25 protein-coding genes, 2 pseudogenes and 1 riboswitch are annotated in these 26,615 nt (G+C 54.2%); of the genes and pseudogenes, 15 read left to right on the plus strand and 12 right to left on the minus strand.

Annotated features, from left to right (window positions below):
- Positions 1-6 precede the first annotated feature (6 nt).
- Both prc and htpX read left to right on the plus strand, forming a co-directional pair.
- Positions 7-2,055, plus strand: coding sequence for a carboxy terminal-processing peptidase (gene prc / locus GTGU_RS01155; RefSeq protein WP_038153548.1), 2,049 nt, complete (start codon positions 7-9; stop codon positions 2,053-2,055).
- Positions 2,056-2,243: 188 nt separating this feature from the next.
- Positions 2,244-3,125 carry a protease HtpX gene (htpX, locus tag GTGU_RS01160; RefSeq protein ID WP_038153550.1) on the plus strand — a complete coding sequence of 294 codons (882 nt, stop codon included), beginning with the start codon at positions 2,244-2,246 and terminating at the stop codon, positions 3,123-3,125.
- 41 nt (positions 3,126-3,166) lie between these two features.
- On the opposite strand, the gene GTGU_RS01165 is transcribed toward htpX, so the two are convergent.
- Positions 3,167-4,540, minus strand: a complete 1,374-nt coding sequence (locus GTGU_RS01165) for an MFS transporter (protein WP_038153551.1) — start codon at positions 4,538-4,540, stop codon at positions 3,167-3,169.
- 177 nt (positions 4,541-4,717) lie between these two features.
- On the opposite strand from GTGU_RS01165, the gene kdgR reads away from it, so the two are divergent.
- Positions 4,718-5,509, plus strand: a complete 792-nt coding sequence (gene kdgR / locus GTGU_RS01170; protein WP_038153552.1) for a DNA-binding transcriptional regulator KdgR — start codon at positions 4,718-4,720, stop codon at positions 5,507-5,509.
- 45 nt (positions 5,510-5,554) lie between these two features.
- On the opposite strand, the gene GTGU_RS01175 is transcribed toward kdgR, so the two are convergent.
- A complete protein-coding gene (locus GTGU_RS01175) occupies positions 5,555-5,794 on the minus strand; it encodes a YobH family protein (protein ID WP_038153553.1) in 240 nt (79 codons plus the stop codon).
- A gap of 159 nt (positions 5,795-5,953) precedes the next feature.
- On the opposite strand from GTGU_RS01175, the gene mgrB reads away from it, so the two are divergent.
- From mgrB to rlmA, 5 genes and pseudogenes are all read left to right on the plus strand, one after another.
- Positions 5,954-6,097: a PhoP/PhoQ regulatory lipoprotein MgrB gene (gene mgrB, locus GTGU_RS01180; protein WP_038153554.1), complete on the plus strand. Its 144-nt coding sequence runs from the start codon at positions 5,954-5,956 to the stop codon at positions 6,095-6,097.
- A 73-nt stretch (positions 6,098-6,170) separates the two neighbouring features.
- A complete protein-coding gene (locus tag GTGU_RS01185) occupies positions 6,171-6,455 on the plus strand; it encodes a YebO family protein (RefSeq protein WP_038153555.1) in 285 nt (94 codons plus the stop codon).
- Between the two features lie 671 nt (positions 6,456-7,126).
- A pseudogene (locus tag GTGU_RS26470) lies at positions 7,127-7,270 on the plus strand (DUF2627 domain-containing protein).
- Between the two features lie 12 nt (positions 7,271-7,282).
- Positions 7,283-7,492 carry a transcription antiterminator/RNA stability regulator CspE gene (cspE, locus tag GTGU_RS01190; RefSeq protein ID WP_001062678.1) on the plus strand — a complete coding sequence of 70 codons (210 nt, stop codon included), beginning with the start codon at positions 7,283-7,285 and terminating at the stop codon, positions 7,490-7,492.
- Positions 7,493-7,643: 151 nt separating this feature from the next.
- Positions 7,644-8,438: a 23S rRNA (guanine(745)-N(1))-methyltransferase gene (gene rlmA, locus GTGU_RS01195; RefSeq protein WP_038153557.1), complete on the plus strand. Its 795-nt coding sequence runs from the start codon at positions 7,644-7,646 to the stop codon at positions 8,436-8,438.
- Here the strand turns inward: rlmA and mntP are convergent.
- From mntP to manX, 5 genes are all read right to left on the minus strand, one after another.
- Entirely contained in the window at positions 8,435-9,001 is a 567-nt protein-coding gene (mntP, locus tag GTGU_RS01200) for a manganese efflux pump MntP (RefSeq protein WP_038153558.1), read from the minus strand. The genes rlmA and mntP overlap by 4 nt on opposite strands.
- A gap of 26 nt (positions 9,002-9,027) precedes the next feature.
- Positions 9,028-9,208, minus strand: a riboswitch (yybP-ykoY riboswitch).
- A gap of 199 nt (positions 9,209-9,407) precedes the next feature.
- Entirely contained in the window at positions 9,408-9,866 is a 459-nt protein-coding gene (locus GTGU_RS01205; RefSeq protein ID WP_038153560.1) for a DUF986 family protein, read from the minus strand.
- A gap of 56 nt (positions 9,867-9,922) precedes the next feature.
- Positions 9,923-10,774 (minus strand): PTS mannose transporter subunit IID, encoded by an 852-nt coding sequence (locus tag GTGU_RS01210; protein ID WP_038153561.1) that lies wholly within the window; start codon positions 10,772-10,774, stop codon positions 9,923-9,925.
- Between the two features lie 12 nt (positions 10,775-10,786).
- Positions 10,787-11,587: a PTS mannose/fructose/sorbose transporter subunit IIC gene (locus GTGU_RS01215; protein WP_038153563.1), complete on the minus strand. Its 801-nt coding sequence runs from the start codon at positions 11,585-11,587 to the stop codon at positions 10,787-10,789.
- Positions 11,588-11,636: 49 nt separating this feature from the next.
- Positions 11,637-12,599: a PTS mannose transporter subunit IIAB gene (gene manX / locus GTGU_RS01220; RefSeq protein WP_038153564.1), complete on the minus strand. Its 963-nt coding sequence runs from the start codon at positions 12,597-12,599 to the stop codon at positions 11,637-11,639.
- 456 nt (positions 12,600-13,055) lie between these two features.
- Here manX and yoaE point away from each other — a divergent pair, with 456 nt between their 5' ends.
- A complete protein-coding gene (gene yoaE, locus GTGU_RS01225; protein WP_038153565.1) occupies positions 13,056-14,621 on the plus strand; it encodes a CNNM family cation transport protein YoaE in 1,566 nt (521 codons plus the stop codon).
- Here yoaE and GTGU_RS01230 read toward each other — a convergent pair.
- The 4 genes and pseudogenes from GTGU_RS01230 to pabB all read right to left on the minus strand — a co-directional run bounded on the left by GTGU_RS01230 (position 14,600) and on the right by pabB (position 19,838).
- Positions 14,600-16,226 (minus strand): annotated as a pseudogene (locus tag GTGU_RS01230) (EAL domain-containing protein). The gene yoaE and the pseudogene GTGU_RS01230 overlap by 22 nt on opposite strands.
- 135 nt (positions 16,227-16,361) lie before the next feature.
- On the minus strand, positions 16,362-17,726 hold the full coding sequence (gene sdaA, locus GTGU_RS01235) for an L-serine ammonia-lyase (protein WP_038153566.1): 1,365 nt from the start codon (positions 17,724-17,726) through the stop codon (positions 16,362-16,364).
- A 174-nt stretch (positions 17,727-17,900) separates the two neighbouring features.
- A complete protein-coding gene (locus GTGU_RS01240; protein WP_038153567.1) occupies positions 17,901-18,479 on the minus strand; it encodes a CoA pyrophosphatase in 579 nt (192 codons plus the stop codon).
- A 3-nt stretch (positions 18,480-18,482) separates the two neighbouring features.
- Positions 18,483-19,838, minus strand: a complete 1,356-nt coding sequence (gene pabB, locus GTGU_RS01245; RefSeq protein WP_038153568.1) for an aminodeoxychorismate synthase component 1 — start codon at positions 19,836-19,838, stop codon at positions 18,483-18,485.
- A gap of 88 nt (positions 19,839-19,926) precedes the next feature.
- Between pabB and GTGU_RS01250 the strand changes: the two genes are divergently transcribed.
- Positions 19,927-20,109, plus strand: coding sequence for a YoaH family protein (locus GTGU_RS01250; RefSeq protein WP_038153570.1), 183 nt, complete (start codon positions 19,927-19,929; stop codon positions 20,107-20,109).
- Here the strand turns inward: GTGU_RS01250 and GTGU_RS01255 are convergent, their stop codons facing one another.
- Positions 20,110-20,454, minus strand: a complete 345-nt coding sequence (locus GTGU_RS01255; protein WP_038153571.1) for a RidA family protein — start codon at positions 20,452-20,454, stop codon at positions 20,110-20,112. It lies immediately after the preceding gene.
- Between the two features lie 131 nt (positions 20,455-20,585).
- Between GTGU_RS01255 and yoaA the strand changes: the two genes are divergently transcribed.
- From yoaA to rnd, 5 genes are all read left to right on the plus strand, one after another.
- Positions 20,586-22,496 carry a DNA repair helicase YoaA gene (gene yoaA / locus GTGU_RS01260; protein ID WP_038153572.1) on the plus strand — a complete coding sequence of 637 codons (1,911 nt, stop codon included), beginning with the start codon at positions 20,586-20,588 and terminating at the stop codon, positions 22,494-22,496.
- 67 nt (positions 22,497-22,563) lie between these two features.
- On the plus strand, positions 22,564-23,259 hold the full coding sequence (gene tsaB / locus GTGU_RS01265; RefSeq protein ID WP_038153573.1) for a tRNA (adenosine(37)-N6)-threonylcarbamoyltransferase complex dimerization subunit type 1 TsaB: 696 nt from the start codon (positions 22,564-22,566) through the stop codon (positions 23,257-23,259).
- 50 nt (positions 23,260-23,309) lie between these two features.
- Positions 23,310-23,897 carry a Slp family lipoprotein gene (locus GTGU_RS01270; RefSeq protein ID WP_038153574.1) on the plus strand — a complete coding sequence of 196 codons (588 nt, stop codon included), beginning with the start codon at positions 23,310-23,312 and terminating at the stop codon, positions 23,895-23,897.
- Between the two features lie 205 nt (positions 23,898-24,102).
- Positions 24,103-25,788 (plus strand): long-chain-fatty-acid--CoA ligase FadD, encoded by a 1,686-nt coding sequence (gene fadD / locus GTGU_RS01275; protein WP_156963979.1) that lies wholly within the window; start codon positions 24,103-24,105, stop codon positions 25,786-25,788.
- Between the two features lie 83 nt (positions 25,789-25,871).
- The coding region (gene rnd, locus GTGU_RS01280; protein WP_169741152.1) for a ribonuclease D at positions 25,872-26,615 on the plus strand (744 nt) is incomplete at its 3' end.

Here is a 26,615-nt window from a genome sequence, read left to right on the forward strand (position 1 = left end):
CCAGGCATGAACACTTTTTTTAAGGTCACCGCGCTCGCAGGTCTGTTGGCAATAACAGGCCACGCGTTCGCTGTTGACGACATCACGCGTGCTGATCAGATTCCGGTTCTGAAGGAAGAAGCGCAGCACGCGACGGTGAGTGAGCGTGTCACGTCACGCTTTACCCGTTCGCACTATCGCCAGTTCGATCTCGATCAGGCGTTTTCCGCGAAAATTTTCGATCGTTACCTGAATCTGCTGGATTTCAGCCATAACGTGCTGCTGGCCAGCGACGTAGAACAGTTTACTGCTCGCCGAAAAGACGTCGGTGAAGAACTGAAAACCGGTAAGCTCGATGTTTTCTACGATCTCTACAATCTGGCGCAAAAACGTCGTTTTGAGCGTTATCAGTACGCGCTAAAAGTGCTCGCGCAGCCGATGGACTTCACCGGCAACGACACCTTTAATCTTGATCGCAGTAAAGCGCCGTGGCCGAAAGACGTCGCCGAGCTGAATGCCCTGTGGGACAGTAAGGTGAAGTATGATGAGCTGAGCCTGAAGCTGACAGGGAAAGATGAAAAAGAGATCCGCGAAACGCTGACCCGCCGCTACAAATTCGCCATTCGCCGCCTGGTGCAGACCAACAGCGAAGACGTCTTCTCACTGGCGATGACCGCTTTCGCACACGAAATCGATCCGCACACCAACTATCTGTCTCCGCGCAATACCGAACAGTTCAATACCGAGATGAGCCTGTCTCTGGAAGGGATTGGCGCGGTGTTGCAGATGGATGACGATTACACGGTGATCAACTCCCTGGTGGCGGGCGGTCCGGCGGCGAAAAGTAAAGCGATAAGTGTTGGTGACCGTATTGTCGGTGTCGGCCAGACCGGTAAAGGAATGGTTGATGTGATCGGCTGGCGTCTGGATGACGTCGTGGCGCTTATTAAAGGACCGAAGGGCAGCAAAGTGCGCCTGGAGGTACTGCCTGCCGGTAAAGGGACCAAAACCCGCATTGTGACGCTGACCCGAGAGCGCATTCGTCTTGAAGATCGCGCGGTCAAAATGTCGGTCAAAACCGTCGGTAGCCAGAAAGTCGGCGTGCTGGATATCCCCGGCTTCTACGTTGGCCTGACTGATGACGTGAAAGTACAGCTGCAGAAGCTGGAAAAACAGAACGTCAGCAGTGTGATTATTGATCTGCGCAGCAACGGCGGTGGCGCGCTGACCGAAGCGGTTTCGCTCTCCGGTCTCTTCTTCCCGTCCGGCCCGGTGGTGCAGGTCCGTGATAACAACGGCAAAGTACGTGAAGACAGCGACACCGACGGAGTGGTGTACTACAAAGGTCCGTTAGTGGTGCTGGTTGACCGCTTTAGCGCCTCAGCCTCTGAAATTTTTGCTGCGGCGATGCAGGACTATGGACGAGCGCTGATCGTCGGCGAACCAACCTTTGGTAAAGGCACGGTGCAGCAGTATCGCTCACTGAATCGTATTTACGATCAGATGCTGCGCCCGGAATGGCCTGCGCTGGGCTCTGTCCAGTACACCATTCAGAAGTTCTACCGCATCAATGGCGGCAGTACACAGCGGAAAGGCGTGACGCCAGACATTCTGATGCCGACTGGCAATGAAGAGACGGAAACTGGCGAGAAGTTTGAAGATAACGCGTTGCCGTGGGACAGCATTAACGCAGCCACCTTCGTCAAAACGGGCGACATGACGCCGTTTGGACCGGAACTGCTGAAGTTGCATGACGAACGCATCGCCAAAGATCCTGAGTTCCAGTACATCATGAAAGACATCGCGCGCTTTAACGCGATGAAAGCAAAACGCAACATCGTCTCTCTCAATTACGCCCAGCGCGAAAAAGAGAACGAAGAAGATGATGCAACGCGTCTGGCGCGGATTAACGATCGCTTCAAGCGAGAAGGGAGACCGCCGCTGAAAAAACTGGATGATTTGCCGAAAGATTATCAGGAGCCCGATCCGTATCTGGACGAAACCGTCCATATCGCGCTCGACCTGGCAAAACTGGAAAAAGAGCGCCCCGCAGAAGAACCTGCACCCGCGAAATAATCCCCAACAGGCACAAGTCATTGTGCCTGTTTTTTTCTCTCTTTTTACACGTAAACAACATACTACAAAATGTAAAGTTGTGTTTTTCTCGTGACTTAGCGCCCGCCAATGCTTGAAATACGCATAATACCCATACGATGTGGGTAATCGCATAGTGCGTGTTGTTATAATGAGGTTAAGAGAAAATTATGATGCGAATCGCGCTCTTCCTGTTGACCAACCTGGCCGTCATGGTGGTGTTCGGGCTGGTATTAAGTCTGACAGGAATTCAGTCGAGCAGCATGACAGGGCTGTTAATCATGGCTCTGCTTTTTGGTTTTGGCGGTTCCATCGTTTCGTTGATGATGTCGAAATGGATGGCGCTGAAATCGGTCGGTGGGGAAGTTATTGAACAGCCGCGTAATGAAACAGAAAACTGGCTGATGAACACCGTCGCGCAGCAGGCGCGTCAGGCGGGTATTGGTATGCCGCAGGTGGCGATTTATCACGCCCCGGACATCAACGCCTTTGCCACCGGCGCACGTCGTGACGCCTCGCTGGTAGCGGTGAGCACCGGTCTGTTGCAAAACATGAGCCGTGATGAAGCGGAAGCGGTTATCGCGCACGAAATCAGCCACGTTGCCAATGGCGATATGGTCACCATGACGCTGATTCAGGGGGTGGTGAACACTTTCGTCATCTTCATCTCACGCGTTATCGCGCAGATTGCGGCGGGTTTCCTCGGGGGTAACCGCGACGAAGGCGAAGAGAGTAACGGTAACCCGCTGATTTACTTCGCGGTGGCGACGGTGCTCGAACTGGTGTTTGGTATTCTGGCCAGCATTATCACCATGTGGTTCTCCCGCTACCGTGAGTTCCATGCGGATGCCGGTTCGGCAAAACTGGTGGGGCGCGAGAAGATGATTGCCGCTCTCCAGCGTCTGAAAACCAGCTATGAGCCGCAGGAAGCCAGTAGCATGATGGCATTCTGCATCAACGGTAAATCGAAGTCATTGAGCGAGCTGTTCATGACACACCCGCCGCTGGACAAACGTATTGAAGCGCTGCGTAGTGGCGAATATCTGAAGTAAGATCTGAATAATGAAAAAGCGCGTCCATGGACGCGCTTTTTTTATGCCTCCGTTCTGGGCTGCGTGACGCGCAGACCACTGACGACGGCGGCCACCACGGCGAGGGTACCTGCCAGTAACAGCGAAACGTGGGTACCATGTTCCCCGGCGAGGTTAAACAATAATGCGACCAGCGCTGCCCCGGAGCTTTGCCCGAGCAGACGCGCGGTGCCGAGCATACCGCTGGCCCCACCACTGCGGTTGCGTGGCGCTGAGAGAATAATCGTGTGGTTATTGGGCGACTGAAACAGGCCGAAACCGGCACCGCACAGCGCCATTCGCCAGACGATATCCCAGTCGGCTGGAGCCGCCGGTAGCATCGCCAGCGCGAACAGCCCGCAAGCCATCACCAGTAAGCCGAGCGCGCCTAAGAATCCGGCATGGACTTTTTCGATAAGATAACCTGCCAGCGGCGCCATCACCATTGTCGCCAGTGGCCAGGGGGTGAGCAGCAACCCGGTTTCCACTTCGCTTCTGCCTATCACGGTTTGTAAAAAGAAGGGCAGGGAGACCATCGCCAGCATTTGCGCACAGAAGGAGCAAATGGAGGTACAGATCGACAGGGAAAACAGTGGAATACGCAGCAGGTCCACGGGCAGCAGCGGCACTGGCAGACGCAACTGGCGGCGAACAAAGAAGAACCCGACAATCAGCATCACCACCACTTCTGCCAGCACCAGCCGGAGCGATTGCCCCTGTGCAAAGCTGCTGAGCGCGGTAATGAGCAGGCCGAACGTGAGGGCATTCATCACCGCGCTGGGAAGATCAAAACGTGACGCCTGGCTACGGGCATTGTTGGCGGGCAGAAAACGCATCGCCAGAATTAACGAAATAATCCCCAGCGGCACGTTGATCAGAAACAGCCACTGCCAGGAGGCGACGGATAAAATAGCTGCCGCAATGGTGGGCCCGGCGGCAGAGGAGACCGCCACAACAAATGAATTAACCCCCATACCGCGACCGAGATGACGCTGCGGGTAAATAAGCCGGATAAGTGCCGTGTTTACGCTCATCAGTGCGGCGCCACCCAGTCCTTGCGCAACACGCGCCAGCGTCAGCATTTCCAGCGAATGCGAGAGCGCGCAGACAAGCGATGTGATGGTAAACACCACCAGTCCTGCCTTGTAGATCCGGCGGTAACCGAACATATCCCCAAGAAACGAAAGCGACAGCAATGAAATCACGATGGCGATCTGGTAGGCGTTCACCACCCAGATTGACGCGGCAGGTGAGGCATTCAGGTCGGTGGCAATCGTTGGCAGAGCAACGTTTGCGATAGCGCCATCCAGCACGGCCATTGACAGACCAATGACAATCGTAATGATGGCGCCGTACCGCTGAGGCAGGGGCAGCCCTTCAGAAGGATTTTTATCCATATAAAAAGTATGTGTTAAGGGAAATTATTGATCGGATAATGATTTTAGCATTGATTATTTAATCTCAGCTCGCAGATTTGTAACCAGATTCGAGAAGATGCATTGCGGTTGAGGTCCCACAAATTTATACTAAAAACTCGTTCTGATTTTTATAAAACACTCGCGGTGAGGTGATAAATGGCAGTCGCAGATTTGGATAAGCAGCCAGATTCTGTCTCTTCAGTTCTGAAAGTCTTTGGCATTCTGCAGGCGCTTGGGGAAGAGCGCGAAATTGGTATTACCGAACTGTCGCAGCGCGTCATGATGTCGAAAAGCACGGTCTATCGCTTTTTGCAAACCATGAAATCACTGGGATATGTGGCGCAGGAAGGCGAGTCTGAAAAGTATTCTCTGACACTCAAACTGTTTGAGCTGGGCGCTCGTGCGCTGCAAAACGTGGATCTGATCCGTAGCGCAGACATTCAGATGCGTGATTTGTCGCGTCTGACGAAGGAGACCATTCACCTCGGCGCGCTGGATGAAGACAGTATTGTTTATATCCATAAAATTGACTCGATGTATAACCTGCGCATGTACTCGCGCGTAGGTCGCCGCAACCCGCTGTACAGCACCGCGATTGGTAAAGTCCTGCTGGCGTGGCGTGATAAAGACGAAGCGGTGCAAATTCTCGACGGGGTGGAGTATAAGCGCAGTACTGAGCGCACCATTACCAGTACGCAGGATCTGCTGCCGGTGCTCGATAAAGTCCGTGAGCAGGGCTACGGTGAAGATAACGAAGAGCAGGAAGAAGGGTTGCGTTGTATCGCTGTGCCGGTTTTTGACCGTTTTGGCGTGGTGATTGCGGGTCTGAGTATTTCGTTCCCGACGCTGCGTTTTTCCGAAGAGCGCTTACACGAATACGTGAAAATGTTGCACAGCGCGGCGGCGAAAATCTCTGAGCAGATGGGCTATAACGACTATCCGTTCTGAGCATCGTCGTAAGATGAAAAACGCCGCGTTATCGCGGCGTTTTCGTTAACTTTCATCGACGACGGTCGAACTTTTTCGCAGTACCGGACAGTCCGTCAGTCCAATGATCCCGCTGTCGGTATGAACATACTGTGCGGTACTGACGCCGCGAGCAGTAAGATACTTGCATTGTAAGCCCAATCCACCCACATTCTCTTTGCTGCCAATGAGCACGCCATAGCCGCTGAGCAAAATAGCAATCCACGCGATAGCCAGCACAATAATTGAACGAATAATTAAACGCATTGCTGCCTCTTTTTATGAATCATAGCGATAACAGGTTAACGCAGCGGTTGACTGAAACAAGTCAATGATTCCTAAAATGATCAGAACGGATTACAGTGAGTCACCGTTTAAGGTAGGAGTGATAACCTGATTTCAGTATGAATTATCCCGGAGAGTGGAGTGAAAAAATATCGGTGGGTTATCCTGGCTGTCATCTTGCTGTTGTGTGTACTGCTCTGGACGCAGACCATCAACGTGATGTGCGATCAGGATGTACAGTTCTTCAGTGGGATCTGTACCATCAACAAGTTCATCCCCTGGTAAGACATTTTATGCTCGAATGATTTCCTTCCTGAATGCGAGTGGTAAAATAGACTGTTATTTTTGAGGTGGTGAAATGAGTGACTTACTGAATTCCGGGGTTTTGAATCTGGCATCGCTGGCGATGTCTGTGCTGTTGCTGGTTGTTGGTCTGGTACTGTGGTTTTTCGTCAATCGGGCCAGCTCACGCGCGAACGAGCAGATTGAACTGCTTGAAGCGTTGTTGGATCAGCAGAAGCGTCAGACTGTGCTGTTAAGACGCCTTTGTGAAGCAAACGAACCGGAAAAAGAGGAGCCTGCGGTGCAGGCGAACGTGAAGCCGCAGGACGATGACATGATTCGTCTGGTTGCCGAGCGCTAATCTTCGCTGCACGTCTTCCCGGTAACGACAATCTGCCAGATACCGGGACAGACGTCATCATTTCGCACCATCATGGTGCGCCTTTTCTGTTGGCATTTTCTTTTACCGTTTCGTTTAAGTTTAAATTAACGGTTATTATTGTTGGTTTATGCATTAAATCACTCACTGAAACTTTAATTTCCACTTTTTCAATATTCAAAGCTATTTTTTAGCGAAACGTTTTTATATGCCTCGCGATGAAGCACTGTCATTAAAATTTCATTATTATGGTGCAAGATAGGCTTTATTCATTCGCATTCCCTTACACGGAAAGCGAAACCGTAAGCAAGGTTGTTTACGCCTCTTTTAACATTTTTTGTTAAACCGGGTGCGCATGACTATGCACAAATCAGCGAAGGATATAAAAAATTGCCTGATATAAACAGGGACAACTGGACGAAGCGCGAGTGTTGGTCTATGGTGAAAATGTCTATGATTATCAGCATGTGCGCGCGTTTTTCAAACACTTGCTGAGAGTGGTTCAACTGAGAACATTGCGCATAAATGTGCAGAGGATCGAAAGACGAACAACGATTTTGTGCGACCGATCGTGACACGTTTAAAAATGGCTTGCCATTATTATCGTTGTGTGTGATAACACGTTTTGGGTTAAACGAGGTACAGTTCTGTTTATGTATGGCATTTTCAGTAAAGAAGTCCTGAGTAAACACGTTGACGTTGAATACCGCTTCTCTGCCGAACCTTAATTAGTGCCTCATGCAGTCATGTCTCAGTTTTATCTATGTAAGTGCCTTCGGGCGAAGAAAACACTCTAAGGAATTTTGCAAATGGCAAAGATTAAAGGTCAAGTTAAGTGGTTCAACGAATCTAAAGGTTTTGGATTCATTACTCCGGCTGACGGCAGCAAAGATGTATTCGTACACTTCTCTGCTATTCAGGGTAATGGTTTTAAAACTCTGGCCGAAGGTCAGAACGTTGAGTTTGAAATTCAGGACGGTCAGAAAGGCCCGGCTGCAGTTAACGTAACTGCTATCTGAATCCAGCACCACTGATCTTGTTGCGCGTCCTGCGCGCACCATCAGCCATAAAGCCTCGCATCTGCGGGGCTTTTTCATGGCCGCAATCCGCTCGAAATTCCCGTGCGATGGCGGTACACTTCGCCCTTCGTAGAATGTCCCCGGAGTTGTCATGTCTTACAGTTGTCCTCTTTGCCACGCCCCGCTGACGCGCCGTGAAAACAGTTATATCTGCCCGCAGCGGCATCAGTTTGACCTGGCGAAAGAGGGTTATGTGAATCTGCTTCCCGTTCAGCACAAGCGCTCGCGCGATCCGGGTGACAGTGCAGAGATGATGAACGCCCGTCGCGCGTTTCTTGATGCCGGGCATTACCAGCCACTACGCGACGCCATTTGTCAGCAACTGGAACAAACAGGCGCGGCGCAACTGCTCGATATCGGCTGTGGAGAAGGGTATTACACCCATGCTTTTGCAGAGATTGTTTCGCAGACCTGGGGGCTGGATGTTTCAAAGGCGGCGATACGCGCCGGAGCAAAGCGTTATCCGCAGGTGAATTTTTGCGTGGCATCCAGCCAGCGTCTGCCGTTTGACGATAATAGTATGGACACGGTTGTGCGGATTTACGCACCCTGTAATCCGCAGGAGCTGGCGCGCGTTGTTCGCCCGGGAGGCTGGGTTTTCACCGCCACGCCGGGGCCTCGTCATTTGATGGAATTAAAAGGGCTGATTTACGAAGAGGTTCATTTGCATGCGCCGCACAGCGAACAACTGGAAGGTTTTACGCTACAACAGTACAAGCAGGTAGCGTATCGAATGACGCTGTCAGGGCTGGAAGCGGTGGCGCTGTTACAAATGACGCCGTTTGCCTGGCGAGCCAGACCTGACGTGTGGGAAAAACTGCAACAGCAGAAGGAATTCCACTGTCAGACCGACTTTGCGATTCACTCCTGGCAGCGCGACGCTTAACCGGCGAAGTGGCTCCAGAGGATCTGCGAGCCGATGCCAATCAGCACAATTCCGCCGAGGATTTCCGCCCGTTTGCCGAGCAGCGGGCCGATAAAGCGACCGATCATCATCCCGAGGGTTGACATGATCAGCGTGGCGCAGCCGATTGCCAGCGCAGTGGTGATAATGCTGACCTGCAGAAAGGCGAGACCCACGCCAACGGCCATGGCGTCCAGGCTGGTGGCAATTGCGGTGGTCACCAGCAGCCAGAAACCATGCCGGTTTGGCGCCAGCGTTTCTTCGTCATCATCACCGCGCACCCCTTCCACAATCATTCGTACGCCGAGAAAAACCAACAGCACAAAGGCGATCCAGTGGTTCCATTCCAGCACAAACTGGCTTGCGAGCATGCCAAGCCCCCAGCCGATCAGCGGGGTCAGGGTTTCGATGACGCCAAAGATAAGGCCGGTTCGCAGGGCTTCGGAGAATTTGGGTTTATGCAGCGTCGCGCCTTTCCCGATCGACGCAGCGAAAGCGTCCATCGACATGCCAAACGCGAGAAGAATTGTGGCAGATAAATTCATGGGTGTGTCCTGACCGGGGTATCTCCATATGACACATCACTGCCCCCAGTAAACATACGCCATAACCGGCGTACAGCAGCGGATGTGTCTATGGTCTCGCCTGATGCACCAGCGGGCTGGTCATCCGTACGTACCACGTTTTGCAACGAGTATGTTGATACGTACATTTCCGGGAAAGGAAATCGGCTACTCCCCAACGACGGGCGCAACCTTAACATATTTTTTGAATATAAAACAATAACAGGCAATCATTATTTATATTACTTATTGATAACGATTTTCATTTAAATTTATTGGTAATAAAATCGTTAATAAATATGAGGGAATGAACGCCGGGATTATAGCCATTGCTATATTACGCACTGCAAAGAACGCAGCAAAATATAGCGCTGGCTATATGTTTAACTTATTGAGTTGAAACGAGAAATTTATATATTTTTTCCAGATCGTCGATATTCCGCACGCGAACGAGCAACCGCCGTTGTTCTAATTGCATCACCAGTACGCCGTCCTCAGATAAATTCATCTCTTTAATGCGGTTATAATTTATCCAGACGTTGGCGAAGAAAAATCCCGTTGTTTTAAACAGTATTCTCGGGGTGCGGATCCAGAACAGATACAACCCCATTAATGCCAGCGCGCTGAGCAGCCAGGTGGTCACGATCGCGCCATGTTGCGTCACGTTGTTATAGATAAGAATGGCAACCAGACCGACAAAGATAATCCCGTCCACACGGTTACGGCGCAGCAGGGGAATGGAGAGCAGCAGGGGGCCGTTGCGGCGTGGCATGATGAACTGATCATAGATGGCGTAAGCGAGCAGGGCGACGATAAAAATAACCAGTATCCAGTCCGTGATTGTCATTAAGCCTCCGGATAAAAAATACCGGGGGCACAGGCCCCCGGTATACAGCGAACAGATTACAGACCCAGCAGACCGATAGCGTAACCCACGATACCGATGACGAAGAAGCCAACGATGATCCACAGCGGGTTCACTTTCTTACGCAACAGCCACATACAGGCGAAAGTCAGCAACAGCGGCACAAGGCCCGGCATCAGCTGGTCAAGGATGGTCTGTACCGTGGTAACACGCGTCTGGCCATCCTGACCGGTGATGGTCGACACCACCAGCGGGATGTTCACATGCGTCCACTTGTTAACCAGCGCCCCCATGACGAACAGACCGAGGATTGACGCCCCCTCCGTCAGTTTCTGCAGGAAGCCGCCGCCCATATCCTGAACGATATCTACCCCTTTACGGTAACCGTATGCCACGCCATAGTAACGGGTCAGCAGACGCACCAGGTTGAACAGGACGAAGAACAGCAACGGACCCAGCAGACTGCCGCTCATCGCGATACCAGCACCCAGTGCCGCAAATACCGGACGTACGGTACCCCAGAAAATCGGGTCGCCGACACCCGCCAGCGGTCCCATCAGACCAACTTTGATACCGTTGATGGCACCGTCGTCGATCTCCGCACCGTTAGCGCGCTGCTCTTCCATCGCCAGCGTAACACCCAGAACCGGCGCCGCTACGTAAGGATGGGTGTTGAAGAATTCCAGGTGACGCTTAATCGCCTGACGACGCGCATCGTTGTTCTCCGGATACAGGCGTTTAATCGCCGGCACCATTGAGAAGCAGAAACCCAGCGCCTGCATACGTTCGAAGTTCCATGAACCCTGGAACAGGTTGGAACGGATGAACACGCCACGAATATCACCCGGAGTGAGTTTTTTCTCGGTAGTAGTTTTAGTGATATCAACCATTTCGCTCACCTGTTAGTCCAGTTCGTTATCGAGATCGTTATTACCAGCGGCCTGTACGGGCCCACCCGCGACGCGGTTGTATTTCGGGCTCAGCTGGATGTACAGAATCGCCATCACTGCGCCGATAACACCCAGAGCAACCAGGTTGAAGTTAGTAAATGCCGCGGTGACGAAACCGAGGTAGAAGAACGGCATCAGGTAGCCTGCACGCATCATGTTGATGACCATTGCGTAACCAACAACCACGATCATGCCACCGGCGATGTTCAGACCACTGGTCACCACTTCCGGAATTGCGTTCAGCATGCCCTGAACTTCACTCGTACCGACAGAAATTGCCACGATAACCGCCGGGATGGCGATACGCATTGCCTGCAGGAAGAGGGAAGAGACGTGGATCCAGGAAAGCGCAGTCAGGTTGCCGCTTTCGGCCGCCTTATCTGCAGCGTGCTGGAAGGCAACGGTAATAGTACGAACGATAATGGTCAGTACCTGGCCTGCTGCAGCCAGTGGAATAGCCAGCGCGATACCGGCGCCGATGCTCTGACCCCCTGCAATAACCAGAACGGTAGAAATGATGGAGGCGAGTGCCGCATCAGGTGCTACCGCCGCACCGATGTTCATCCAGCCCAGCGCGATCATTTCCAGGGTACCACCGATGATGATGCCTTTCTGCATATCACCTAAAACGATACCGATTAACGTACAGGCCACCAACGGACGGTGGAACTGAAATTCATCAAGTACGGATTCCATACCTGCAATACACGCGACGATGAACACCAGCACAATCTGAAGAGTGGTAATCTCCATTGTACTTCTCCTATAACATAAGCCTTAAGTGTGAAAACCAGCGCCGGTGTTATTTGCCGACCTTGCTGATCAAATCCATCATTTTCAATTTCGGGTCGTTGGACACTTTACGCACTTCCAGCTCAATACCGCGAGCGTTCAGTTTGTTAAATGCTTCGATATCTTTTTCATCGACCGAAACGGCGTTGTTTACCTGGGTTTTACCCTGACGATAAGCCATACCACCGATGTTAACGGACGTGATCTTCACGCCGCCTTCAACGATGCGCTCAACATCTGTTGGGTTGGTAAACAGCAGCATGACGCGGTCACCTGCATATTTCGGATTGTTATAGACGCGAATCATTTTCTCCACGTCGACGACATGCGCTGTGACACCTGGCGGCGCCACCTGCGTCAGCAGGGTTTTACGCACGGTGTCCGCCGCGACTTCATCGCTGACGACAATGATTCGGGTGACGTTAGTTTCTTTGGTCCAGCGAGTGGCTACCTGACCGTGGATTAAGCGGTCGTCGATACGCGCGAGTCCAATGACCATGTAATCGTTGGGACCCATAGGCTTCGCAGGCGCAGCTGCTCGCGGTGCTGCTGCTACTGGCGCGGCTTTCTCGACCGGTTTGGCTTTGAGCGCTTTCACGCCCTCGCGTCCGGTTTCGACGGCCAGCGCGACCAGATCGTCATAACTCGGATCGTCATCACGCGCCATTAAGGTTTCGACCAGCATCGGAATATTGACGCCCGCCACCACATCGTAATGCTCTTTATCGACGACAATGCGACTTGCCGCATTAAACGGACTGCCGCCCCATGTATCGACGAGAAACAGCACACCTTTACTGGTGTCGAGACTGGCCAACTTCGCGTTGTATTTCTCGATGAGCGTTTCTGCGTTTTCGCCTGGGACGAAATCAATCCAGCCGACGTTCTCCTGCTCGCCCAGCAACATTTCTGCTGTTTTCAGCAGTTGTTCTGCAGCCCAACCATGTGTGCCTATCACAATAGCAATCGTCACTTGCTACCTCCTCTTATTATCTATTTATGCACCACTGCCTATAGATGCACCTTGAGACTTTGTCAGTAACCGAATCGATTCAGACAAGGGTTCGAGCATAAAAAATTAAGACTTCCGCGAATTATTTTAGATAGTGAAAAAATAATTAATGTGATGAAGATCCGTAATTTAGTTATAGACGATTAATAATTTTGCGATGCAAAAAATCGTGTTTTTTGCAAATTCAGGTAAATCTTTGCGTCAAACCGGGATTCTTTGATATGTTTACCTCCAGTTTAATCAGACAGGAGTACAGGGTTAAGCCCGCTATATGGACCGTCACCGACGCCACATCCTTTTCAGGTGCCTCGCCACCTGGCAAACCGGCGCCTCGCGCCAGCCTCGTTTTTCACCCGTTATTGTCACGCCTGCCGGAACCCCCGGTACGATGGCTTACGCCCGTAGCAGGAGACAGACATGGAATTCTTAATGGATCCCTCCATCTGGATCGGCCTGTTAACACTGGTTGTGCTGGAAATTGTCCTCGGCATCGATAACCTGGTGTTTATCGCGATTCTGGCTGACAAACTGCCACCAAAACAGCGTGATAAAGCACGCCTGATCGGCCTGTCGCTGGCGCTGGTGATGCGTCTGGCGCTGCTTTCCGTAATTTCGTGGATGGTCACGCTCACCCGGCCACTGTTCAGCATCTGGGAATACAGTTTCTCCGGACGCGATCTGATCATGCTGCTCGGGGGGATATTCCTGTTGTTCAAAGCGACAACCGAACTGCATGAACGGCTGGAAAATCGCCAGCATGACGAAGGCCACGGCAAGGGCTATGCCAGCTTCTGGGTCGTTGTGTTGCAAATTGTGGTGCTGGACGCGGTGTTCTCGCTCGATGCGGTCATCACGGCGGTCGGGATGGTCAACCATCTCCCGGTGATGATGGCGGCGGTAGTGATTGCGATGGCGGTGATGCTGCTGGCCTCTAAACCGTTAACCCGCTTTGTTAACCAGCATCCGACAGTGGTGGTGCTCTGCCTGAGTTTCCTGCTGATGATCGGTCTCAGTCTGGTGGCGGAAGGCTTTGGTTTCCATATTCCGAAAGGGTACCTGTACGCGGCGATTGGCTTCTCGATTGTCATCGAACTGTTTAATCAGATTGCCCGTCGTAACTTTATTCGCCATCAGTCGACGCTGCCGCTGCGCGCCAGAACGGCCGATGCCATCCTGCGTCTGATGGGCGGTCGCAAACAGGTCAACGTTTCGCATGATGCCGACAGCCCGTCCTCGCCGGTGCCGGTACCGGAAGGGGCGTTCGCCGAAGAAGAGCGTTATATGATCAACGGCGTGCTGACCCTGGCTTCGCGCTCGCTGCGCAGCATCATGACCCCGCGTGGAGAGATAAGCTGGGTTGATGCCAGCCTGAGCGCCGCTGAAGTTCGCGAGCAACTGCTCTCCTCGCCGCACAGCCTGTTCCCGGTGTGCCGTGGCGAACTGGATGAAATCATCGGTATCGTGCGTGCCAAAGAGATGCTGGTGGCCCTGGAAGCGGGTGAAGATGTCGCCGCTATCGCGTCGGCGTCGCCAGCGATTGTCGTGCCGGAAACCCTCGATCCGATTAACCTGCTGGGGGTTCTGCGCCGTGCGCGTGGCAGTTTCGTGATTGTCACCAACGAATTCGGTGTGGTGCAGGGGCTGGTTACACCGCTGGACGTGCTGGAAGCGATTGCCGGTGAGTTCCCGGATGCCGACGAAACGCCGGAAATCGTCACCGATGGCAACGGCTGGCTGGTCAAAGGTTCCACCGATCTTCACGCCCTGCAACAGATGCTGGGTATGGACACGCTGGTTGATGACGATCAGGAAGTGGCGACTGTCGCCGGGCTGACGATCGCCGTCAACGGGCAAATCCCGCAGGTGGGCGACGTCATTGCGTTACCGCCGCTGCGCATCACCATTGTCGAAGCGAACGACTATCGTATTGACCTCGTGCATATTGTTAAAGAGCAGCCGCATCACGACGACGAAGAAGAGTAATCCTCGATGTCGCCGCTTACGGGGCCTGGATGCCCGTCCTGCTGCGCCAACAGGCGCGGCAGGTAGTCTGCCAGCCATTGGGGTAGCGCGATCAGCGGCATCGGGCGTGCATACAAATACCCCTGCAGAATGTGCACACCGTGCCGGAACAGATACTGCGCCTGTTCCTCCGTTTCCACCCCTTCCGCGACCAGCTCAATCTTCAGCCGCTGACCCAGGGCGATAATAATGTCCGTCACTGTCGAGTTCACCGCATCGGTACCGATAGCATGGGTAAACGACTTATCGATTTTCAGCACGTCCGGGCGTAGCTTTTCCAGCCAGGAAAACGAACTGTTGCCGGTGCCAAAATCGTCAATCGCCAGCTTGATCCCTTTGCGATGCATCTCTCTGATCAGCCGGTAATCGACGTCGTGAATATCATCCCGCTCCGTCAGCTCCACGATCAGTTGTTGATGCGGATGGGCGCTGAACCAGTAATGATTCAGGTCGCGCAGCAGTTTGCCTTCGACGAAATGGCTTGCCGCCACGTTAAAACCGACGTGAAAATGCGGGCTTTTTGGAAAGACGTCAATCTGCCGTACGGTCTCGCTAATCACATAGCGTGTCAGTGTTTCAATCAGATGATGCTCCTCCGCCAGTGGGATAAACACATCCGGCGGGATGGGGCCCAGTCGCGGGTTGTTCCAACGCAACAGAATTTCTACCCCCACGCATTGCTGGTCGGCGGCATTGAGCAACGGCTGGCACCAGACGTCAAATTCCCGCGATGCAACCCCCATATTGATTTCCCACGAAAAACTCATCCGGCTGGCAGTGACAAGCCAGGCGATGCCAGCCATTAACAGACTAAGGATTAACGCCAGCGGTAGCTGGGCAGGTAGCGATCTCAACGCCAGTTCAGTGGAGCCCGGGCTTATCAGATTGACGGTAAAAGGAAAATGGGTTGAAGGAAGACTAAAAAATCTGGTCGGAAGGCGGCACGGAAAGCGTTGTCATGACGCCGCTCGCATCCGAAAGATGGCGGTCTTTGACTGTCAGACTGATGCTGTTGATAAGCGGCTTTTGCGGTTCCAGCATCAGGGTACTGAGCAGATCAATATTCACGCTCATCAGCACGCCGCTGCCTGCGTCACTGGTGGCGGGATACCATTGCAGCAGCAGGGGACGGCCTTTAATCAGCGTGTTATCTGTAAACAGCAGAAGTTGCGGTGAATCGCTGGGCAATTCGCTCACCACATCATGAAGAACAACGTTACGCTGACCCAACACGCTCGAACAGTACAGCGTACCGGATTTCACCAGCGCGATAGAGCGCAGCGTCTGTAATGCCGCGGCTTCCCTGCGCAACGGCAGGTTAATTGCCTCGCAGGGCTGACCAACGAGCTGAAGCAATTCCGCATGTTCTTTTTGTAATGGCAACAAGACTTTATCAATTGTCGTTATCGCGTGAACGGCGGCAGTATGCAATTGTTGCTGATTTTGGCTACGCTGCGAAATAAATCGTACCGCCAGTGTGGTTAACAGTGTGACTAGCGCGACCACGAGGCAGATGAAAATGCGCTTTTGTCGATAATGTTTAATGGCCCGCTGAGCATTTTGCATTGCTGATGCCTGTTATCGTGCTGTAAAGGGAATTAACAACCGCAACACTGAAAGTGTAGTGTGCAAAAAAAAAAGAGCAGGATGAAGGAGATAAAAAACGCCCGTCAGGTTGACGGGCGTTGGAAAGATGTGGAATTAGTCACATTGTACTTTAATCGCCAGGCCGCCACGCGACGTTTCCCGGTATTTCGCGTTCATGTCCTTACCGGTTTCATACATAGTTTCAATGACTTTATCGAGCGACACGCGTGGCTCGCTGGTCCGGCGCATTGCCATTCGCGCAGCGTTGATCGCTTTTACCGATGCAATTGCGTTTCGCTCAATGCACGGCACCTGAACCTGACCGGCTACCGGGTCACAGGTGAGACCAAGGTTATGTTCCATACCGATTTCCGCCGCCACACAAACCTGCTCCGGGCTGGCGCCCAGCAGTTCCGCAAGACCGGCCGCTGCCATCGAACAGGCTACACCTACTTCACCCTGACAACCGACTTCCGCGCCGGAGATTGAGGCGTTCATCTTATACAGCGCGCCAATAGCGCCGGAGGCGAGGAAATAGCGGGTGTAGATTTCCGGGCTGACAGGTTCGATAAAGTGATCATAATAGGCCAGTACAGCAGGAACGATACCGCAGGCGCCATTGGTTGGCGCGGTGACCACGCGTCCACCTGCGGCGTTTTCTTCGTTCACTGCCAGCGCGAACATGTTCACCCAGTCAACGACCACCATCGGATCGCTGGAGAGTTTGTCGCTGGAGACCAGCAAGCGGCGCAGCGCAGAGGCGCGACGCGGCACCCGCAACGGACCAGGCAACACGCCTTCGGTGTTCATACCGCGATCGATACACGCCTGCATGGTCTGCCAGACGTTCGCAAAGTACGCGTCAATCTCCTCTTTGCTGTGCAACGCCAGCTCGTTTTTCATCACCATGCCAGAGAGTGACAGGCCGGTCTCTTTGCAATAATCCAGCATCTCTTTCGCCGATTTGAATGGCCATGGCACATCCACCGCGCCAACGACGTCTTTACCGAAATGCTCTTCATCGACGATAAAACCACCGCCGACGGAATAATAGGTTTTGCTGTAGATTTCATTATCACCCGCGTATGCATGTACCGTCATGCCGTTCTCATGCAACGGCAGGTTGTCGCTGCGAAAACGCATGCCGTCATCCGGTGGGAAATCCACCTCTTTACGCCCCTGCGCCAGAAGAAGGCGGCCGCGCGTTTGCACGTCACGGATAAACGCGGGTATCGCATCGATATCCACGGTATCCGGCTGGTTGCCCGCCAGCCCCATGATGATAGCGATGTCGGTATGGTGGCCTTTACCGGTTAAAGACAGCGAACCGTAGACGTCAACCGCCACGCGGGTAACATTATCAATCAGCCCATTTTCGACCAGATCATCGACGAACTGCTTCCCGGCCTTCATTGGCCCTACAGTATGGGAAGAGGAGGGACCAATCCCCACCTTAAACATGTCGAATATACTAATCACGATAACACTCCTGACAGGGTTGCCGGACCTTCCGGCAACGATGTAATAACTGGGCATAGTGTAAGAGGGAACGGCGTTGTCAGCTCAATTATTCACATGAATAAAACTAATGTTTAACCGCGATTTTACTAATACTGAGACGCCGATCTCGTCGGGTTCACACGATAAGTATAGCTAAGGAGTTTCACCGATTTGCAGCGCCAGCTCGCGGATGATCCCTGCGGTCATGCCCCAGACAAAATAGTGTTGGTACCAGGAGAGCCACACTCGGTGCGAGTTGCCGCGCCGGTGGATATCGAGAGGGTGATAGCGGCCCAGACGCAACGCCTCGGCAAGCGGCATTTCAAACACCGCAGCGACTTCATCGACGCTGGCGTGATAGTGCAGATCCGGGGGAATAATTCCCACTACCGGCGTGACCTGAAACCCCGTCACGCTGTCGACCGGCGGCAGTACGCCGAGGATCTCCACTGTCTCCGGCGGGATAGCAACTTCTTCCTGCGCTTCACGCAGCGCGGCGGCGATAAGCGACGCATCCGTGCTGTCTACCGCGCCGCCAGGAAATGCCACCTGACCGGCATGCTTGCGCAGCAGTGGTGAACGTTGCGTCAGTAACAACCCCGGCTTCGCACGACGCACCACCGGAATGAGCACCGCCGCCTGCCGCTGATTCTGCGTACCGAGCCGCGTTTGCGGTCGCAGCAATTGAAAGCGGGAGATAAAATCGTCCAGGCTGAGGTCAGGGGATTGCATCAGTTACGGCTCCAGTTGTTGCAATATACGATTCACTTTATCAAAGGTTTCCTGATACTCCGCGCTTTCCTCACTGTCGGCAACAATGCCGCCACCGGCGGAGCAATAGACATTGCCGTCAGTTAAGGTCAGCGTGCGGATGGTGATGCTGGTGTCCATATTGCCGCAAAAGCTGAGATAGCCAATGCTGCCGCACCACGCGTTACGTCGCTGCGGCTCCAGCTCGTCGATAATTTCCATCGCCCGCACTTTCGGTGCACCGGTGATTGACCCGCCCGGAAACGCTGCACGCAGCAGATCAGTGGCATGCAGATGCGCAGGCAACGTGGCGGTGATGGTACTGACCAGATGATGTACAGCGGGGAACGGCTCGACGACGAACAGTTCCGGCACTTTCACGCTACCCGGAACCGCCACGCGGCCTATGTCATTTCGCATCAAATCGACAATCATCAGATTTTCCGCCCGATCCTTCGGTGAGGCCGCCAGTGTTTCAGCTTGCTTTTGGTCGGCATCGGGGTCGCTCAGTCGCGGCAGCGTCCCTTTGATGGGGCGGGTCTGAATCGCCCCCTGTTGCAAATGAATAAAGCGTTCCGGGGAGAGGCTCGCCACCGCGCCGTCATCAAGGCGCAAAAAAGCGCTGAACGGCGCGCGATTCTGGCGATTCAGTCGCACAAACGCCTGCCAGGCATCACCGGAGCAACGGGCCTGAAAACGCTGAGCCAGATTGACCTGATAGCAATCACCGCTGTGCAGATACGCCTGCACCTGGCGAAACTTCTCGCCATAGCTTTCCCGGCTCATATTTGAACGCCACGGCGACGTCAGGACAAAATCCGCTGCAGCCGGGCGCGTTTGCGATTCCAGCCACTGCAGACGCACGGCCGGATCGCCATAGCTGAGCAGCGTGACGCGCTCAAGCTGGTGATCGACAATCAGCGCCCAGTCGTAGATCCCCACCGCCATATCGGCAAGGGCGATGTCGTTTTCCGCGACGGAAGGCAGACGCTCAAAGCGGCGGCCGAGATCATAACCGAACAGCCCCAACGCGCCGCCAAGAAACGGCAATGCATCGTCGGTAGTCGGGTGAATACCGCAGTTGTCCAGTGCCTGTTGCAACAGCGCCAGGGGATCCGCAGTGGATTCGCGTATATCGCTACCGTGACGCAGCGTGGTGGTATCACCACGGGTCACCAGCGTACAGCGTGGATCCGCGACCACAATGTCATAACGGCTGTAGGGATGATCGGCATAGCCGGAATGCAGTAGCATTGCCCAGGGCGTCGCGCTGAGCGCAGAAAACCAGTGTTCTGCGGCATCTTCACGCCAGGGCAGTGTCATAATAGAAGGGGACAACATCTTCCTCGATCGATAAAGTCAGTCAGCCACTGGTGAATGGCGGGGCGACATGAAATAATTACAGCCAATAATGTAGCAGGAGTCAGTCATGTTTGCAGGTTTACCTTCGCTCTCCCATGAGCAACAGCAGCACGCCGTAGAGCGTATTCAGGAACTGATGTCGCAGGGGATGAGCAGCGGTCAGGCGATTGCCCAGGTCGCGGAAGAGTTGCGCGCCAGCCATACCGGCGAGCGGATCGTGGCGCGCTTTGAAGACGAAGACGACGAGTAATTACGCTGCCGCGATAATCTTAATTTCAACTTTGTATTGCGGCTTCATCAACCCGGCCTGCACGGTGCAGCGTACCGGCGCATGGCCTGCCACCACCCACGCATCCCACGCTTTGTTCATTGCCGCGAAATCGGCTTTATCGGCGAGAAAAATCGTCGCATCCAGAATGCGGGATTTATCGCTGCCCTGTTTTTGCAGCATGGCGTCAATCTGCGCCAGGGTGTTGGCGGTCTGCTCAAAGGCATCGGCATCAAGATTCTCCGGTACGCCGGTGTAGTAAATCGTCTGGTTGTGGATCACAACGTCAGACCAGCGGGCTTCGGCGTCGATACGGGTAATCGTCATAGTCAGGTTCCTCTGTGGTATTCCATCGGTGTGCCGCAAGACTGCCACAATGTGCCGCCGGAGTCATCACTTCGACTGGCGCAACACGCTGCGGCCTGACATAATCCCTGTCCAGATATACAGGGGGTAGTGTGACAGACGATTTTGCAACAGACGGTCAGTTAGCTAACGCGATACCCGGCTTTAAGCCGCGTGAACCGCAGCGCCAGATGGCGATGGCGGTCGCGAAGGCGATCAAAGAGACGCAACCGCTGGTCGTTGAGGCGGGCACCGGGACGGGCAAAACCTACGCCTACCTGGCGCCTGCGTTGCGGGCAAATAAAAAAGTCATCATCTCTACCGGCTCGAAAGCATTGCAGGATCAGCTCTACAGCCGTGACCTGCCGACCGTGGCGAAGGCGCTGGGCTTCACCGGCAAAACGGCGTTATTGAAAGGGCGCTCGAACTACCTGTGTCTGGAACGCCTCGAACAGCAGGCGCTGGCGGGCGGCGACTTACCCGTTCAGACGCTGAGCGACGTGATCCTCTTACGCTCATGGTCCAATCAAACCATCGACGGCGACATCAGCACCTGCATCAGCGTGGCGGAAGATTCCGCTGCCTGGCCGCTGGTCACCAGTACCAACGACAACTGCCTCGGTAGCGATTGTCCACTCTACAAAGACTGCTTTGTTGTCAAAGCGCGGAAAAAGGCGATGGACGCCGACGTGGTGGTGGTGAACCATCACCTGTTTCTCGCCGATATGGTAGTGAAAGAGAGTGGTTTCGCAGAGCTGATTCCGGAAGCGGAAGTAATGATCTTCGACGAAGCTCACCAGTTACCGGACATCGCCAGCCAGTATTTTGGTCAGTCTCTCTCCAGCCGCCAGTTGCTGGATCTGGCGAAAGATATCACCATCGCGTACCGCACCGAACTGAAAGATACCCAACAATTGCAGAAGTGCGCCGATCGCCTGGCGCAAAGCGCGCAGGATTTTCGTCTGCAACTGGGCGAACCCGGCTATCGCGGCAATCTGCGCGAGCTGCTGGCAGACAACAATATTCAGCGTGCGTTGCTACTGCTCGATGATGCGCTTGAACTTTGCTACGACGTGGCGAAACTTTCGCTGGGGCGCTCGGCGCTGCTGGATGCGGCCTTTGAGCGCGCCACGCTGTATCGCGGCCGTCTCAAACGGCTGAAAGAGATCAACCAGCCCGGCTACAGCTACTGGTATGAATGCACGTCGCGCCATTTCACGCTCGCACTGACGCCACTGACCGTCGCCGATAAATTCAAAGAGGTGATGGCGCAAAAGCCCGGCAGCTGGATTTTCACTTCCGCCACACTGTCGGTGAATGACGATTTGCACCATTTTACTGCTCGTCTCGGCATTGAAGAAGCGGAGTCGCTGCTGTTGCCAAGTCCGTTCGACTACGAAAAACAGGCGTTGCTGTGCGTGCCGCGCAATCTGCCGTCGCCCAATCAGCCAGGTGCCGCACGGCATCTGGCGGCAATGCTGCGGCCGTTGATTGAAGCTAACGACGGGCGCTGCTTTATGCTGTGTACCTCGCATGCCATGATGCGTGATCTCGCCGAACAGTTCCGCGCCACCATGACGCTGCCGGTGTTGCTGCAAGGCGAAACCAGCAAAGCGCAGTTATTGCAGCAGTTCGTCAGTGCCGGTAACGCCTTACTGGTGGCGACCAGTAGTTTCTGGGAAGGTGTGGACGTGCGGGGCGATGCGCTGTCGCTGGTCATTATCGACAAACTGCCGTTTACCTCACCGGATGATCCTCTCCTTAAAGCCCGTATGGACGACTGTCGCCTGCGCGGCGGCGATCCGTTTGACGAAGTCCAGTTGCCGGATGCGGTCATTACCCTCAAGCAGGGTGTCGGACGATTGATCCGCGACGTGGACGACCGCGGAGTGCTGGTGATCTGCGACAACCGGCTGGTGATGCGCCCCTACGGCGCGGTGTTCCTCGCCAGCCTCCCCCCGGCGCCACGCACGCGCGACCTCGGCCGGGCGGTGCGCTTCCTTGCACTGTCATCAACGCGGTAATTTGTTGCAGACTGTGGTAATATGCGCGCCATTTTGAAGACCTGCTATTGCAAGAGCGCGAAAACCCATGCGAATTCTGGCTATTGATACCGCCACAGAGGCCTGTTCTGCCGCCCTGTGGAACGACGGTGTTCTCTCTGCACACTTTGAACTGTGCCCCCGCGAACATACTCAACGCATCCTGCCGCTGGTTCAGACGCTGCTGAACGAGAATGCCATTGCGCTGACTGACCTCGATGCGCTGGCCTTTGGTCGTGGACCGGGGAGCTTTACCGGCGTGCGTATCGGCATTGGCATCGCGCAGGGGCTGGCGCTGGGCGCGGCGTTGCCGATGATCGGCGTCTCGACGCTGGCGACCATGGCGCAGGGCGCGTGGCGTAAAACCGGGGCGACCCGTGTGCTGGCGGCAATTGATGCCCGAATGGGCGAAGTCTACTGGGCAGAATATCAGCGTGACGAGCAGGGCATCTGGCACGGCGAAGCGAGTGAAGCCGTGCTGAAACCGGAAGCCGTTAACGCGCGACTGAAGCAGCTCAATGGCCGCTGGGCGACCGTCGGCACCGGCTGGCAGGCCTATCCTGACATGGCGCAGAACGCTGAACTTATGCTCGCCGATGGCGACGTGCTGCTGCCGTCCGCCGAAGATATGCTGCCGCTGGCCTGTCAGCTTTTCAGCGAACAAAAAACGGTGGCGGTGGAAAATGCCGAACCGAAATATTTACGTAATGAAGTCGCGTGGAAGAAACTTCCGGGCCGTGAATGAATCTTAGTAATAAGAGATTTTTTCGGCAGTTATGATGAAGGAGCCACACCATGGTGGGTCAAAAGCGTTTTTCACGTGGGCTGCTGGTCGGACTGATGGCCATTGCCTTAAGCGGCTGTGTTACCGTCCCTGATGCCATTCAGGGGACAAGCCCGACACCACAGCAGGATTTGACTCGGGTAATGGCCGCTCCGACGTTGTACGTGGGGCAGGAGGCGCGATTTGGCGGCAAGGTGGTCAGTGTTCGCAACGAGCAGGGGAAAACCCGGCTTGAAATCGCTACGGTTCCACTGGACAGCGGTGCGCGCCCGTTATTAGGCGCTGCATCGCGCGGGCGCATCTATGCCGATGTGAACGGCTTCCTTGATCCGGTTGATTTCCGCGACCAGCTGGTGACCGTCGTCGGGCCTATTGTTGGGACGGTAGACGGAAAAATCGGCGATACCTCATACAAATATATGATGATGAACGTGACCGGCTATAAACGCTGGCGCGTCGTACAACAGGTGGTGATGCCGCCGCAACCCATTGATCCATGGATGTGGGGCCCGTATCCACGTCATGGGCGGTACGGTTATGGCGGTTGGGGATGGTATAACCCGGGGCCTGCCAGTGTACAGACCTTTGTAACGGAATAACCTGTTGTATTTAGTAGTAAAAGAAACAGCGGCCCGTCCGCTGTTTCTTTGTTCCTGAGGTCATAAGAAAAATAAATAGTGACGCGCTTCGCAACCTGCATTCTGCACAATTTATAAACTGGTACGCTGAGTTAATATTATGTTAACGCCTTGTTTATTAATTGGGGTTGCGATGACGACGATTCGAAAAGTTAGAGGTGATGCATTGAAGAAGGTTTGGCTTAACCGTTATCCCGCCGATGTTCCGGCGGAAATCAATCCTGATCGTTATCAATCCCTGGTGGAGCTGTTCGAACATTCAACTACACGCTATGCGGACCAGCCTGCGTTCATCAACATGGGCGAGGTGATGACCTTCCGCAAACTGGAAGAGCGAAGCCGCGCTTTTTCCGCCTATCTTCAGCAAGGGCTTGGCCTGCAGAAAGGTGACCGGGTGGCATTAATGATGCCGAACCTGCTGCAGTATCCGGTGGCACTGTTTGGCATTCTGCGCGCCGGGATGATCGTGGTGAATGTGAACCCGCTGTACACACCGCGCGAGCTTGAACATCAACTGAATGACAGCGGTGCTGCCGCCATTGTTATCGTCTCCAACTTTGCTCACACGCTGGAAAAAGTGGTCGACAGAACCCAGGTGAAGCACGTGATCCTGACGCGCATGGGCGACCAGCTTTCTGCCACCAAAGGCACCCTCGTGAACTTTGTGGTCAAATATGTGAAGCGCCTGGTGCCGAAGTACCATCTGCCGGATGCGATCTCCTTTCGCCGCGCGCTGCAACAGGGCTACCGCATGCAGTACGTGAAGCCGGAAATCGTCTCTGACGACCTGGCTTTCCTGCAATACACCGGCGGCACGACGGGCGTTGCCAAAGGCGCGATGCTGACGCACCGCAATATGCTGGCAAATATTGAACAGGTAAATGCTACCTACGGTCCGTTGCTGCATCGTGGCAAAGAACTGGTGGTGACGCCGCTGCCGCTGTATCACATCTTTGCGCTGACCATTAACTGCCTGTTGTTTATCGAACTCGGCGGGCAAAACCTGTTGATCACTAACCCGCGCGACATTCCGGGGCTGGTGAAAGAGCTGGCAAAATACCCGTTCACCGCCATGACCGGCGTTAACACGTTGTTTAACGCCTTGCTGAATAACAAGGAATTCCATCAACTGGATTTCTCTTCACTGCATCTTTCAGCAGGTGGAGGGATGCCTGTACAGCAAGTGGTGGCTGAACGCTGGTTCAAACTCACCGGACAGTATTTGCTGGAAGGCTACGGTCTGACCGAATGCGCCCCGCTGGTGAGTGTGAACCCGCATGACATCGATTATCACAGCGGCAGCATTGGATTGCCGGTGCCGTCCACCGAAGCGAAACTGGTGGATGAAGATGACAATGAAGTGCCGCATGGCGAGCCAGGCGAACTGTGCATCAAAGGACCGCAGGTGATGCTCGGCTACTGGCAGCGTCCGGATGCCACCGATGAAATCGTCAAAGACGGCTGGTTGCATACAGGGGACATCGCTGTGATGGACGACGAAGGTTTCCTGCGTATTGTCGATCGTAAAAAAGATATGATTCTGGTCTCCGGTTTTAACGTCTATCCAAATGAGATTGAAGACGTGGTGATGCAGCATCCTGGCGTGCAGGAAGTGGCTGCCGTGGGCGTGCCGTCCGGCTCCAGTGGTGAAACGGTCAAAATTTTCGTGGTCAAAAAAGACGCGTCATTGACAGAAGAGGCGCTGGTGACATTCTGCCGCCGTCAGCTTACCGGGTATAAGGTGCCGAAACTGGTCGAATTCCGCGAAGAGCTGCCGAAATCCAATGTCGGAAAGATTTTGCGACGAGAACTACGTGACGAAGCGCGCGCCAAAGTAGACAATAAAGGCTGAGCTTCGGGACAGTCGCCCCAGACGCCGGTTCTACCGGCGTTTTTTTTGGCGCAACAGACAGAGAGTATGATTTGAACTATCAGATGATCACCACTAACGACGCGCTCCTGTACCTGTGCGAGACCGCGCGCACTGCGTCGGCCATTGCCCTCGATACCGAGTTCGTTCGCACCCGCACCTATTACCCGCAATTGGGTCTGATCCAGTTGTTCGACGGTGAACAGGTGGCACTGATCGATCCCCTGAGCATCACCGAATGGGCGCCGATGCGCGAGTTGCTGTTAGATAAAAACGTAACGAAATTTCTCCACGCCGGTAGTGAAGATCTGGAAGTGTTTCTCAATGCGTTTGATCTGCTGCCACAGCCGCTGATCGATACGCAGATCCTGGCGGCGTTTTGTGGTCGTCCGATGTCGTGGGGGTTCGCGGCGATGGTGGAAGAGTACACCGGCTTAACGCTCGACAAGAGCGAGTCGCGTACCGACTGGCTGGCGCGTCCGTTGACAGAGCGGCAGTGCGACTATGCCGCAGCCGACGTCTGGTATTTACTGCCGATCGCGAAAAAACTGATGGCAGAAACCGACAGCGCTGGCTGGTTACCCGCAGCACTCGATGAATGCCAGTTGATGATGCAGCGCCGACAGGAGGTGCTCGACCCGGCTGACGCCTGGCGCGACATCGGCAACGCCTGGCAGTTGCGTACGCGTCAGCTTGCCTGCCTGCAACTGCTGGCGGAGTGGCGTCTGCGCAAAGCTCGTGAGCGCAATCTGGCGGTCAATTTTGTGGTGCGTGAAGAACATCTGTGGGCCGTGGCGCGTTATATGCCG

Source organism: Trabulsiella guamensis ATCC 49490, assembly GCF_000734965.1.
Lineage (GTDB): Bacteria > Pseudomonadota > Gammaproteobacteria > Enterobacterales > Enterobacteriaceae > Trabulsiella > Trabulsiella guamensis.